The organism is Streptomyces rubrogriseus (assembly GCF_027947575.1).
GTDB lineage: Bacteria > Actinomycetota > Actinomycetes > Streptomycetales > Streptomycetaceae > Streptomyces > Streptomyces rubrogriseus.
The window spans coordinates 4714425-4726695 of sequence record NZ_CP116256.1 but is presented as its reverse complement, the minus strand read 5'-3'; the positions used below and the strand labels follow the sequence as shown (position 1 = coordinate 4726695).

The 12271-nt window shown below is 71.9% G+C and carries 10 protein-coding genes; 5 read left to right on the top strand and 5 right to left on the bottom strand.

Going from position 1 to position 12271, the window contains the following annotated elements; translation table 11 throughout:
* Positions 1–30: 30 nt before the first annotated feature.
* Together manD and Sru02f_RS21630 are read left to right on the top strand one after the other, a co-directional pair.
* A complete protein-coding gene (manD, locus tag Sru02f_RS21635) occupies positions 31–1272 on the top strand; it encodes a D-mannonate dehydratase ManD (protein WP_109032378.1) in 1242 nt (413 codons plus the stop codon).
* A 75-nt stretch (positions 1273–1347) separates the two neighbouring features.
* Positions 1348–2022 carry a histidine phosphatase family protein gene (locus Sru02f_RS21630; RefSeq protein WP_109032379.1) on the top strand — a complete coding sequence of 225 codons (675 nt, stop codon included), beginning with the start codon at positions 1348–1350 and terminating at the stop codon, positions 2020–2022.
* Here the strand turns inward: Sru02f_RS21630 and Sru02f_RS21625 are convergent.
* Positions 2006–3895, bottom strand: a complete 1890-nt coding sequence (locus Sru02f_RS21625; protein ID WP_109032380.1) for a LamG-like jellyroll fold domain-containing protein — start codon at positions 3893–3895, stop codon at positions 2006–2008. The two genes, Sru02f_RS21630 and Sru02f_RS21625, sit on opposite strands and share 17 nt — an antisense overlap.
* Positions 3896–4138: 243 nt before the next feature.
* Here Sru02f_RS21625 and Sru02f_RS21620 point away from each other — a divergent pair, with 243 nt between their 5' ends.
* On the top strand, positions 4139–4972 hold the full coding sequence (locus Sru02f_RS21620) for a PIG-L family deacetylase (protein ID WP_109032381.1): 834 nt from the start codon (positions 4139–4141) through the stop codon (positions 4970–4972).
* Between the two features lie 78 nt (positions 4973–5050).
* On the opposite strand, the gene Sru02f_RS21615 is transcribed toward Sru02f_RS21620, so the two are convergent.
* Complete coding sequence (locus Sru02f_RS21615; RefSeq protein ID WP_109032382.1) at positions 5051–5980, bottom strand: endo-beta-N-acetylglucosaminidase H; 930 nt, start codon at positions 5978–5980, stop codon at positions 5051–5053.
* Between the two features lie 116 nt (positions 5981–6096).
* Between Sru02f_RS21615 and Sru02f_RS21610 the strand changes: the two genes are divergently transcribed.
* Positions 6097–8007 carry an SMI1/KNR4 family protein gene (locus Sru02f_RS21610; RefSeq protein WP_109032383.1) on the top strand — a complete coding sequence of 637 codons (1911 nt, stop codon included), beginning with the start codon at positions 6097–6099 and terminating at the stop codon, positions 8005–8007.
* 13 nt (positions 8008–8020) lie between these two features.
* On the opposite strand, the gene Sru02f_RS21605 is transcribed toward Sru02f_RS21610, so the two are convergent.
* Entirely contained in the window at positions 8021–8572 is a 552-nt protein-coding gene (locus tag Sru02f_RS21605) for a snapalysin family zinc-dependent metalloprotease (RefSeq protein ID WP_109032384.1), read from the bottom strand.
* 158 nt (positions 8573–8730) lie between these two features.
* Here Sru02f_RS21605 and Sru02f_RS21600 point away from each other — a divergent pair, with 158 nt between their 5' ends.
* Positions 8731–9021, top strand: coding sequence for a hypothetical protein (locus Sru02f_RS21600; RefSeq protein ID WP_109032385.1), 291 nt, complete (start codon positions 8731–8733; stop codon positions 9019–9021).
* Positions 9022–9082: 61 nt separating this feature from the next.
* Here Sru02f_RS21600 and Sru02f_RS21595 read toward each other — a convergent pair whose 3' ends face one another.
* Complete coding sequence (locus Sru02f_RS21595) at positions 9083–10468, bottom strand: cellulase family glycosylhydrolase (RefSeq protein ID WP_167469567.1); 1386 nt, start codon at positions 10466–10468, stop codon at positions 9083–9085.
* Positions 10469–10847: 379 nt separating this feature from the next.
* A complete protein-coding gene (gene eno / locus Sru02f_RS21590) occupies positions 10848–12152 on the bottom strand; it encodes a phosphopyruvate hydratase (protein ID WP_109032387.1) in 1305 nt (434 codons plus the stop codon).
* Positions 12153–12271 lie beyond the last annotated feature (119 nt).

Here is a 12271-nt window from a genome sequence, read left to right as displayed (position 1 = left end):
GGGCGCGCGTCGCCGAGGAGGAACGACCCTGTGAAGATCACCGCCGCCGACGTCGTCGTCACCAGCCCGGGACGCAACTTCGTCACCCTGCGCATCACCACCGAGGACGGGCTCACCGGCCTCGGCGACGCCACCCTCAACGGGCGCGAACTGGCCGTCGAGGCCTACCTGCGCGAGCACGTGGCCCCGCTGCTGCTCGGGCGGGACGCGCACGCCGTCGAGGACACCTGGCAGTACCTGTACCGGGGCGCCTACTGGCGCCGCGGCCCGGTCACCATGGCGGCCGTCGCCGCGGTGGACATGGCGCTGTGGGACATCAAGGGCAAGGCGGCGGGCATGCCGGTGTACCAACTCCTCGGCGGCGCCTGCCGCACGGGCGCCCTGGCCTACGGTCACGCCTCGGGCCGGGACATACCCGAACTGCTCGACTCGGTGCGCGAACACCTGGCGGACGGCTTCCGGGCCGTCCGCATCCAGAGCGGCATCCCCGGTCTGGACTCCGTGTACGGCGTCGCCGCCTCCGCCGCCGGCGACGGGGACCGCTACGACTACGAACCAGCCCGCCGCACCGGCGCCACGCACCCGCGCCCCACCGAGGAGACCTGGGACACCCGCGCCTACCTGCGCCACATGCCCACGGTCTTCGAAGCCGTACGGCACACCTTCGGCCCCGAACTCCCACTGCTGCACGACGGCCACCACCGCATGACGCCCATCCAGGCGGCGCGGCTCGGCAAGGAACTCGAACCCTACGACCTCTTCTGGCTGGAGGACGCGACCCCGGGAGAGGACCAGGGGGCACTGCGGCTGATCCGGCAGCACACCACCACGCCGCTGGCGATCGGGGAGGTCTTCAACTCCGTCCACGACTACACCACGCTGCTCCAGGAACGGCTGATCGACTACGTCCGCTCGGCGGTGACCCACGCCGGCGGCATCACCGCCGTACGCAAACTGCTCGACATGGCCGCCGTGTACGGCATCAAGTCCGGCATGCACGGTCCGACCGACATCTCGCCCGTGGGCATGGCGGCCGCCCTCCACCTCGACCTCGCCGTGCACAACTTCGGCATCCAGGAGTACATGCGCCACGCCCCGGCCACCCTCGAGGTGTTCCGCACCTCCTACCGCTTCGAGGACGGCCTCCTGCATCCCGGCGAGGCCCCCGGCCTCGGCGTCGAACTCGACGACGGGGCCGCGGCCCGTTTCCCCTACGAGCCCGCCTACCTGCCCGTGAACCGTCTCGCGGACGGCACGGTGCACGACTGGTGAGACCCGGGACATCCGTGGCGCGTGGCAGAGTGGAGATGCCCGTCGTTCCGTCGTCCCGCAGAAAGTCCCCGTCGCATGCGTCTCCTGCTCATCAGGCACGGCCAGACCCCGTCCAACCTCAAGCACCTCCTGGACACGGCCGAGCCGGGCCCCGGTCTGACCGCCCTCGGCCAGGAACAGGCGGCGGCGCTGCCCGAGGCCCTGGCGTCGGAGAAGATCGGCGCACTGTACGCGTCGACGCTGGTCCGCACGCAGCTGACCGCCGCCCCGCTGGCCTCGGCGACCGGACTGGAGGTCCGGGTCCGGGCCGGGATCCGGGAGCTGACCGCCGGCGATCTGGAGATGCGCGGCGACGACGACGCGGCGCGCACCTACATGCACACCGCGTTCGCCTGGTCCGCGGGGGACGTCCGGGCGCGCATGCCCGGGGGCGAGAACGGGGTGGAGGCACTCGCCCGTTTCGACGCCGTGGTGGCCGAGGCCCACGCGACCGGTGCGGACACCGTGGCACTGGTCAGCCACGGCGCCGCGATCCGCATGTGGGTGGCGGCGCGCGCCGACAACGTGGACGTCGACTACGCCAAGCAGCACCCCTTGGCGAACACCGGGATCGTCATCCTCTCCGGCTCGCCCGAGCAGGGCTGGCGGGCGCTGCTCTGGGAGGGCGAGTCCCTGGGACCCGTGCCCCTCACGCCGGGCCCGGACGACCCCACCGGAGCCGCCGTGGAGCAGCTCAGCCGGGGGGAGTGAGGAACTCCCGCACCGGCAGCGGCCGCCCCACGATCCGCGTGTCGCCCATCCAGCCGTAGAAGCCCTGCCCGAACCGCTCGTCGAACTGCGTGCCGCCCAGGACGAAGGGCTTGCCGAGGGTCGCTATGCCGGTCGACGGCTGCGTCGGATTGCGCGCGATCCTCGAGCCGTCCACGTACATCACCGTGCGGCGGCCGTCGTTGACGACGGCGATGTGCATCCAGCGCCCGACCGGCACCGCATGGCTCCAGGAGGTGGGGTCGGCGTCCTGGCGGTGCGGGTAGACCACGAACTGGAGGAACCGCTCGGGGGAGAGGTTGAGGCTGCACGTCGGCTCCAGCGGGGACCAGCCGGTCGTCTTGCCCGCGTCGCCGTTGCGGCCCTCCCAGCTGAGGATGCCCATCCAGTCGTGGTTGCCCTCGAACGGCTCGGGCAGCCGGACGAAGGTCTCGATGGTGTATCCGCGCGGGAACTTCTCGCTGTTCAGGGCCGCCCCGTCCGCGGTGGTGAGGACGGCACCGCGGTCGGGGCCCTGACCGCCGTCGAAGCGGAGGCTGGCGTGCGCGGGCTGGCCGCGGTGGTGCTCCCGCGACCAGGTGAGCGCCTCGGCGCCGGAGGCGTGCAGCCGGCGCACCGTCAGGTCGTTCCCCCGGCCGGTGAGGTCCTTGACCACCGTGCCGTCGGGCAGGGGCGCACCCGGCCGCTGGGCCGCGCCGGTTCCCGAGGCGTCGAAGCGCCAGTAGGCGAGGGTGCCGCGGGGCATCACGGCCCGGGCCGGCCGGGGCTTCGGCGCGGGCACGGGGGCGAAACCGGCGAACCGCTCGTCGAAGTCGATGTCGAGCGTGAACCGGTCGGCGGGGCCGGTGAGCTCCAGCGTCTCGGCCGCCAGCGGGGAGCGCGCCGCGGGGTCCCGGGCGAGGAACCAGGGCGAGAACGTCTCCACGTCGACGACACCGCGCACCAGGTCGAAGCCGTAGGTGCGGATCATGCCCGCGCCGCCGTAGTAGCGGTCCTGGTAGTTGGTGATGTGGACGTGGACGTCGTGCCCGGCGTCGTTGGTCAGTACGGTGCGGCCGGGCGGCCAGTAGTGCCCGCCCAGCGCCAGGAAGACCTGGTCGTTCCCCTTGATCAGGCCGTCCCACAGGCGTTGGCCGTGGTCGGACAGCCGGGCCTCGCCGTCGTCCCCGGACCAGGCGATGTCGTGCGTGGTCAGCACCGCCGGCAGGGTCGGGTGCCGGTCGAGCACCCCCTGCGCCCACGCCAGCCCCTGGTCGGAGACCCGCCAGTCCAGGGCGAGGACGAGCCACTGCCGCCCGCCGGCCCGCAGGACGTGGTAGCTGTTGTAGCCGTCGGGCGAGGCTCCGCCGAACGTCGGCATGGACCGGTAGCGGTCCGGCCCGAAGGCGGAGAGGTAGGCGGAGTCGCCCCGCTGGTCGTCCGTGGACGAGCGGATGTCGTGGTTGCCCGCCAGAACGCTGTACGGGACGCGGCCGTGCAGGACGCGGAAGGTGTCGGCCGCGAGGTCGATCTCGGCCTCGGTGCCGTGCTCGGTGACGTCGCCGAGGTGCGTCATGAACGCGATGTTGGCCGCGGCCCGCTCGGTGACGAGGTGGCGGAACGTCGCCCGCAGCGGAGCCGGATCGGCGCTGTCGGCGTCGAACAGGTACTGGGTGTCGGGCAGCACCGCCAGGGCGAACCGCGGACTGTCGGCATCGAAGCGGCCGCCGGACGAGCCGGCCGCGTCCGCCGCCCGTGCCGGTACGGCGGCCGTACCGGCGACGGCGGCACCGGCCGCCGGTACGGCCACCGCCGCACGCAACAGCACGCGTCTGTCCGGGTGACGGCGACCACTGCTCTGTTCCTCTGTGCTCATCTGGGCTCCACGGACCGGGTGACGGATGGCGATCAGTGCGCATGCTGCTCACCCGCGCCGACCGTCCGATGGCGCCGAGCTGAACACCGCCCGCCCGGCCGACGACGGCCCGTGGCGGTAGCCTGCGGCGGCGGGCCGGGAACAGGTGAGCCGTCACACGCTGTTGCATCGGCCAAGGGACCGGCGCCGCATCCGCGCCCGCCGTGTCCGGAGCATGACGTATCCCAGCAGGAGGACCCTCTCATGACCGACCGACCCTTGACGCTCATGGCCGTGCACGCCCACCCCGACGACGAGGCCACGAGCACCGGCGGGGTCCTGGCGCGGTACGCGGCGGAGGGCATCCGCACGGTCCTCGTGACATGTACCGACGGCGGTTGCGGTGACGGACCGGGAGGCGTCAAGCCGGGGGATCCCGGGCACGATCCGGCGGCCGTCGCCCTGATGCGCCGGCGGGAACTCGAGGAGAGCCGTGACGTCCTGAAGATCAGCGATCTGGAGACGCTGGACTACGCCGACTCCGGAATGATGGGCTGGCCGAGCAACGACGCCCCCGGTTCCTTCTGGCGTACCCCGGTGGAGGAAGGCGCCGCCCGCCTCGCGGAACTCATGCGGCACTACCGGCCCGACGTGGTCGTCACCTACGACGAGAACGGCTTCTACGGCCACCCCGACCACATCCAGGCCCACCGCATCACCATGGCGGCCCTGGAGATGACGACGCCGGCGCCGAAGGTGTACTGGACCACGGCGCCCCGCTCGATGATGCGGCGGTTCGGCGAGATCATGCGCGAGTTCCAGCCGGACATGCCGGAGCCCGACCCCGCCGAGGCCGCGGCGATGGCCGAGATCGGCCTCCCCGACGAAGAGATCACCACCTGGGTGGACACCACCGCCTTCAGCGGCCAGAAGTTCGACGCCCTGGCCGCCCACGCCAGCCAGGGCGAGAACATCTTCTTCCTCGGGATGGGCAAGGAGAGGTTCGGCGAGCTGATGGGCGTGGAGACCTTCGTACGCGTCCGGGACACCACCGGCGCGGCCGTACCGGAGAACGACCTCTTCGCCGGACTGCGCTGACCCGCCGCCCTGCGGCCCGTGGGCCGCAGGGCAGGGCATCCATGACATCGTTGTCCGGTCGCGGCTCGGCGCGTCGCCCTACGGCGTGTGGACGGCCTCGCTGCCGTACAGCTCCCTGGTGAACGCGGAGACGTCGGAGCTGCGGTCGCCGCCGTCGAGGTTGTACGTCAGATAGACGCCGTAGCCCTCGTCGACGGTGCGCCGGGCGAGGTCGGCGGACGTGCTCTGCGAGGTCCGGCCGATCTCCACGGCCGCCGGTGACAGCTTCGACTTGGGCAGCGCGATCCCAGGCACCTGCCAGGTGCCGTAGTACGGGTTCCAGGCGTAGTCGAATTCGGTGGAGACGTCCACGCCGCCGTAGGAGAGGCGCGAGGCGGCCGGACCGATGTTGTACAGGCTGATGATCTTGTCGGGCATGTTCGCGCGCAGGGCCGTCACCAGGTGGACGAACGAGCTGTCGTTGGGCTGCGCGGTGCCGTTGTTGCCGTACTCGGCGTACTCGTCGTCGAAGTCGATGCCGTCGAGCCCGTACTCGGCGACGGCGTCCGAGAGTTGCCTGGCGAACGCCGAAGCGGCCTGCTGGGACGGGAAGTTGGCGAAACCGGCCCCCTGGTGGTTGCCGAGCACCGACAGGACGACCTTGATGCCCTTCTGCTGCAACGGCCGTATCTGTGTGGCGGCGTTGTCGAGGACGCGCTGCACGTTCTCGTTGAAGTGCAGGTACGCCGACTTCGTGCCCGTGTCGTAGTTGATGTTCGCCGCGAAGATCACGGCGACGTCGAAGACGTTGCCGCCGCCGTCGGCGAGGGTGTACTTGCCCGCGTTGAGCATGCTGTTGTTGTTCGCCTCGATGTAGGCCACCGAGGTCGGTCCCTGTTTCGCGGGAGCGGGGGCCGCCGCCGCGCCGGTCGTGGTGGCCGTCGCGGTCGTGCCGAAGGCGAGGGCCGCGACCGCCGAGAGCGCGAGCGCGGCCCTGCGCGCCCTGCTCCGTACCGGAGTGCACTTCATTGATCGTTCTCCCATCTCGTGACCGGCGTCCGGCCGGTCGACCGGCGCCGAGTGAAGCCCTTCGAGTCTTCCCCGACCCGGACGGCACTGTCAGTGGGTGATGGCAGCCTGGACCCATGACGGATACGACGGCGTTCGACTGGCGGCCCTTCCTCGTCGAGTGGAGCGGGGAGTGGGCCGACTGCCTGCCCGAGGGGGAGACGCGCAGCGCGGACGACGCGTCCGCCCGGCGGTCTCGTTGGCTGGGGTTCCCGCCCGCCGACGAGGCGCGGGTCGCCGCGGCGGAGGCGCGCCTGGGCCGGCGCCTGCCCCCGTCGTACCGGGAGTTCCTGAAGGTCAGTGACGGGTGGCGGCACGCGGGCGGATTCGTGTGGCTGCTCGCGGGCACCGCGGACGCGCGCTGGCACGACGACGCGTCGGGCCTGGCGGACACGTTCGAGGAGGACCTGGACGAGGACGCCGGGCCGCAGGAGCGGCGGGAGGCGGACATCTGGCGGCGCGGACTGCAACTCGACGTCGCATCCGACGCCACCTACGTCCTCATGGACCCGGAGGACGTGGACGAGGACGGTGAGTGGTCCGTGTACACCTGGGCGGGTTGGCGGGCCGCACCGCCCGAGCGGCACGCGAGCTTCCGTGCGTTCATGCGGGAGATGCACCGCGAGTTCCACCGCCTGCGCGCCCGCCCGGGGGAAGGAGAGCCGGAGTTCGTCAATGACACGACGCGCCGGCTCGACCGGCTCGTCGAGGAGGCCCGGCTGGAGGCGCTGCGGGGCGACTGGGAAGGAGCCCTGCGACTCCTGGACGAGGCCGGGGCGTACGGCAGACCGCGAGCCGCCGGACTCGGCGACCAGATACGCCGTCTGCTCGGCAGGACCTACATGGTGGACTTCGGCGGTCTGGCCACGGACCCGCGGTACACGTCCGAGTTGTTGCCCCTGCTGACCGCCGAGCACGCGGCACACTCCTACCGCGACGATCGGACGCTGTCGTTCCACCTCCGGGGCGCCGAGGCGGACCTGATGGGACCGGCGCTGACGATGCTCGACGGGATGAGGAAGGGCACGTACGCGTACACGGCGCCCGGAGCGTTCGGAGAGGCGGTGGAGCGGGCGAGGGAGCTGGCCCGGTGGGGAGACACGGACGCGGCCTGGCGGGAGCTGACGAGCGCGCTGCCCTCGTGGGAGCCGCTGGGACCGGACCACCTGGCACCGGTGGGCTGGATCGCGGACCCGCTGCTCGGGTCGCTGCTGACCGAGGAGCGGGGGCGCGAGCTGCTGTCCACGCCCAGGGGCGGCGGGGCCGGTGCGGCACCCGGGCCGACGCCGCCGCTGGACCCACCCGGCCTGGCATGGCTCGCCGAGCCGGACCCGGGCGGCAGCCGCACGTGCTACCGGTTCGTACTGGTCGAAGGGGTCGAGCCCGAGGAGTTGCCGGCGCGGCTCGCGGACGGGGGCGGCACCGAGCTCAACGCCCCCATGACCTCCTGGCAGGCGCGGCACGGCTCGTCGCACGGCCGCGGGGAGTTCCCGGCCTACGAGGACCGGCCGCTCCTCGCGGTCGGCCGGGCGGGCGCCGGCTGGAGTTTCGCCTTCGACGGCGCCCCCGCCCCCTTCGACCGGCAGCGGTTCGTCCCGCCCGCGGCCGCAGCCTGCGCGGGCGCTCGGGCGGTGGTGGTGTGGAGCGGGCTGAGAACGCGGCACGGAGAACCCTTCTTCCACCTCTCGGTGGCCCGGGGCGGCGTGGAGCAGTACGCCTTCACGTACGACGAGGGGAAGATCCGGGAGAGCGGTCGGATACCGAGGACGCTGCGCCCGGACCAGTACTTCGGTGATCCGGGCGACGGCGCCGACGACGCGGAACGGGCGCTGCTGGCGGCGGTGGGCCGGGAGTTCGGTGTCCACCTGCCCAGGCAGGCGCTCGTGCACGGGAGGCTGCACACCTGCACCAGCCGCTCCTGGACCCGTCCCCCGAAGGAGGGGGAGGGCTATCTGGAAGTCCGCGTGCACGTGCGCCGACCGTGCTGATCGTGGTCGAGGCTCAGTCCTCGACGAGGACGGGCACCGGTCCCGCGACCGCCGACGGCGAACCGGCCGCACCGGCGAAGTTGTCCTCGACCTCCGCCTTCTCCGCGGCGTTCGGGTACGGGTTGGTGCACGGGACGCCCGCGCTCGATCCCGACATCAGACTGGAGCACGGCCCGGGTTTGCGGTCCGGCAGCCCCAGGATGTGACCGAGTTCGTGGGACGAGATGCGTACCGTGTTGTAGCCCTCGTCCACCGCCTGACGTCCGATCCAGACGGTGCCCCTGCCCAAGGACGTGGGGAGGGCGCGCGGCCAGCCGTCGTCGGCCAGGATCCGGATGTCGGCCCGCTGTCCGGCCGGGACCGGACGCAGCTCGGCACCCTCGACGCTCTCGTTCCAGATGGCCGCGCCCTGGTCGACCGCGGACCGGAACTCCGCGGAGCCGCTCGCGTCGTAGGTGAGTACACGGGCCGCGGCAGGTGATCCCGCGGCCACGGCCTGGCCGCTCAGCAGCGGCAGCGACAGCAGCGCCGCCGCGAGACATCCGGTCAGTGTGCGGACGTGCATGCTCGACCTCCTTGTGGGGGAGAGGAGTCGTGCTCATGACATCTGCCTCCCTGCCCAGAGGACGGCGCTGCCAATCAGTCAATTCGTATCGGCAGCTCCCGGCCGTCCGTGACAAGGCGGCCGGGCGGCGCCGGACGGCGTGCACGTACGATGCCCGGATGTCCGAGCCGTTGCGCACGAGCCGCCGCAGGTGGATTGCCGCGTGGGCGGTGACGGCTGCGGTCGGCCTCGTCGCCACCGCGGTGCTGGACGCCTCCTCGACTCCTGGCCCACGGCCCGAGGAGCCCGTCGGCGCCGTGTGCGCCGAGCGCATCGCGGACATCGAGAAGCAACTGGCCAGGGCCGGGCGGGAAGGTGACGACGGGGTGCTGACCTTCTCGCGAGTCGAGGGCGGTGCCGCGGACGACTGCGACGAGGAACTCCGGGACCACTTCGGGGGCGGTCGGTGAGCCGCGGAACCGGAACCGCGGCCCACCTCGTTGCGCGTCTGCTCCTCCTGTCTCGCCGGGGTCAGCTCGTCGGGAAGTCGTCGGTGGTGCTGATGCGGCTCTTCAGCAGAGCGCCGGACTCGGTCAGCACGCCGCTGCTGCTGTAGTCGGTGCCCTCACAGGTGCCCGGCTTGAACGCGGCGCTGCCCTCGTCGGCGTCGGAATACGTCCAGTTCGCATAGCTGATCTTGAGCTGGTCGAGCAGATCCAGCCAGGCGACGCTGCTCGACCGGTCCACCGCACCACCGCCGGTGGCGCTCACCGTGCCGAACTCCGACACGAACAGGGGAAGTCGGGTGGCCGCTCGGCTCACCGCCGCCCGGTAGTTGTCCTTGTGGCTGGCGGCGTAGAAGTGGAACGCGTACATGATGTTGGTCGCGTTCACCGGATTGTTGACCACCTCGCTCTCGTTCGCGCCGTCCGAGACGCCCAGCGAGGACCAGCCGCGGGTGCCGACGATGACGACGGCGTCCGGGTCGGCGGCCCGGATCACCGGGATCACCTGCTCGGCGTAGCTCTTCACGGCAGTCCAGCTGACCCCGTTGGGCTCGTTGGCGATCTCGTAGATCACGTTCTTCTTGTCCGCGTTGCGGGCGGCGACGGAGGAGAAGAACGTCTTGGCGCGGTCGAGGTTGTAGTTCGGGTCGCCCGGCGTCAGTGTGTGGAAGTCGATCACCGCGTACATGCCGCGGGCCTCAGCCATGTCGACCAGGCCGTTCACCCGGCTGGTGAAGCCCGCCGGGTCGGTTTCGTAGCCGTCCTCCTGGACGTACATGGCGACGCGGAGCAGGTCCGACTTCCAGTCCTGCGCCAGGGCGTCCAGGGACGCGTCGCCGTAGCACGGACCGAACCACTGGATGCCGTGCGTGCTCATGCCGCGCAGCTGTATCGGGCGGTCGTACTGGTTGCACAGATGCACACCGCAGACGTGCAGTTGGCCGTTGACGGCGGCCGGTGTCCCGGTCGCGGGCGGATCGGTCGGCGGGTCCGTCGGCGGATCGGTGACGGACCCGCTGCAGGTCGCGCCATTGAGCGTGAAGGACGTGGGCGCGGGATTGGCGCCCGTGAAGGAACCCACGAACCCCAGGTCGGCCGACGCGCCGGTGGACAGGGTGCGGTTCCAGTCGACGCCGCCTGCGGTGACCGCGGAGCCGGACTGCGACCAGGTCGCGTTCCAGCCCTGGACGACCCGCTGTCCGGCGTCCGGCATCGTGAACCCGAGCGTCCAGCCGCTGACCGGATCACCCAGGTTGGTGATCTTCCCCCCGGCCTGGAAGCCGCCCTCCCACTGGCTGGTGATCGTGTACTCGGCCTTGCAGCCGGTGGCGGCCTGCGCCGGGGGGCCGGCGAGCGCCGTCAGGCCGACGATCGACACGCCGGTCGCGAGCAGGGCCAAAAGGCGTTTCAAAGCGTTCCTCCTCGTGCGAAGCGGACACAACGCGATGGGAGCGCTCCCAAAGCCCATCGGCCCGAGACCGTACACCCGCACGCCGGTGCGCGACAGGGTGTCGGAACGCCGAACTCCTCGCCCGTGAAGCGCAATTGGCCCCTGTTGCCGTCAGGTGCCGGGCCCCGACCGGGGTGGCGCGGGGCGACCGGCGCGCACGGCTGGTGGGGCCGCCGACGACCACGTCGCGGCGTACGACATCGCCGACCTCGGCCTGCGTCGGCCGGGCTCCAGCTCCCGCCAGGTGCTCTGACCCGCCCCGCGCGCCGGTCTGCCCGCTCGGCGCGCCGGTCCGTCCCCTCGGCGCGCCGGGCCGGCCCCGCGAGGGGACGGTCGCGGCTCAGATCCGGCGCAGCGCGGAGCGGCCCGCGAACCGTGCCGAGGCGCCCAGTTCCTCCTCGATCCGGATGAGTCGGTTGTACTTGGCCGTGCGGTCGGAGCGGGAGAGCGAGCCGGTCTTGATCTGACCGCAGCCCGTCGCCACCGCGAGATCCGCGATGGTGGTGTCCTCCGTCTCGCCGGAGCGGTGCGACATGACAACGGTCCAGCCCGCCTCGTGCGCCGTGGCCACGGTCGCCAGTGCCTCGGTGAGGGTTCCGATCTGATTGACCTTGACCAGGACCGAGTTGCCGACGCCGGTACGGATGCCCTCGCGCACGAGTGTCTCGTTGGTGCAGAACACGTCGTCGCCGGTGAGCTGGCACCGGTCGCCGACGCGGCCGGTCAGCTCGCGCCAGCCGTCCAGATCGTCCTCGGCCATCGGGTCCTCGATGGAGACGACCGGGTAGGCGTCGATGAGCCCGGCCAGGTGGTCGGCGTGTTCGGCGGGGGACCTGCGCACCCCCTCGCCCGCGTAGTCGTACACGCCGTCGCGGAAGAACTCCGACGACGCCGGGTCCATGACCAGGCCGATGTCCGGGCCGGCGCGGTAGCCGGTGCGCTCGATGGCGGCCACCACGAAGTCGAGGGCCTCCTCGGCGGTGCGCAGCGCGGGCGCGAAGCCACCCTCGTCGCCCACGCCGGTGGAGTGCCCGGCGGCCAGCAGATCCCGGCGCAGGGTGTGGAAGACCTCGCTGCCCATGCGGACGGCCTCGGCGAACGTGTCCGCACCCACCGGCACGATCATGAACTCCTGGAAGTCCAGCGGATTGTCGGCATGGGCACCGCCGTTGACGATGTTCATCATCGGCAGCGGCAGCAGGTGCGCTTCGGTGCCGCCGAGGTAACGGTAGAGGGGCTGGTGGCGGGCCGCGGCGGCGGCCTTGGCGGCGGCGAGGGAGACGCCGAGGAGCGCGTTGGCGCCGAGCCGGGACTTCGCGGCGGTGCCGTCCAGGGCGATCAGCGCGGCGTCGAGACCCGCCTGGTCCGCCGCGTCGCGGCCGCGCACGGACGCCGCGATCTCCCCGTTCACATGGGCCACCGCGCGGTCGACGCCCTTGCCGTGCCAGCGGGTGGGGTCTTCGTCGCGCAGCTCCACCGCTTCCCGGGCGCCGGTGGAGGCGCCGGACGGGACGGCTGCCCGTCCCAGGGACCCGTCTTCCAGGACGACGTCGACCTCGACCGTGGGGTTGCCGCGGCTGTCGATGATCCGGCGGGCGGTGACGGTCTCGATCGCCGCGGCGGGTTCGACTGCTGTTGCGGACATGGGAGTTCCTTCCCGTTGTCGGTGCCGTGACCCGGCTGCGGCAACGCTGGCGCGGGGTCCGGCAGGTCAGACTCTACAGCAATGCTTAGCAGTTGTGCTGCTCAGTTTTGCTGAACAGT

What these genes read in the sequence shown, in the direction of transcription:
- Sru02f_RS21610 (WP_109032383.1), top strand. Translation starts at nt 6,097, where the DNA reads ATGACGGATACGACGGCGTTCGACTGGCGGCCCTTCCTCGTCGAGTGG.
- Sru02f_RS21600 (WP_109032385.1), top strand. Translation starts at nt 8,731, where the DNA reads ATGTCCGAGCCGTTGCGCACGAGCCGCCGCAGGTGGATTGCCGCGTGG.
- Sru02f_RS21605 (WP_109032384.1), bottom strand. Translation starts at nt 8,572, where the DNA reads ATGCACGTCCGCACACTGACCGGATGTCTCGCGGCGGCGCTGCTGTCG.
- Sru02f_RS21620 (WP_109032381.1), top strand. Translation starts at nt 4,139, where the DNA reads ATGACCGACCGACCCTTGACGCTCATGGCCGTGCACGCCCACCCCGAC.
- Sru02f_RS21615 (WP_109032382.1), bottom strand. Translation starts at nt 5,980, where the DNA reads ATGAAGTGCACTCCGGTACGGAGCAGGGCGCGCAGGGCCGCGCTCGCG.
- eno (WP_109032387.1), bottom strand. Translation starts at nt 12,152, where the DNA reads ATGTCCGCAACAGCAGTCGAACCCGCCGCGGCGATCGAGACCGTCACC.
- Sru02f_RS21625 (WP_109032380.1), bottom strand. Translation starts at nt 3,895, where the DNA reads ATGAGCACAGAGGAACAGAGCAGTGGTCGCCGTCACCCGGACAGACGC.
- Sru02f_RS21630 (WP_109032379.1), top strand. Translation starts at nt 1,348, where the DNA reads ATGCGTCTCCTGCTCATCAGGCACGGCCAGACCCCGTCCAACCTCAAG.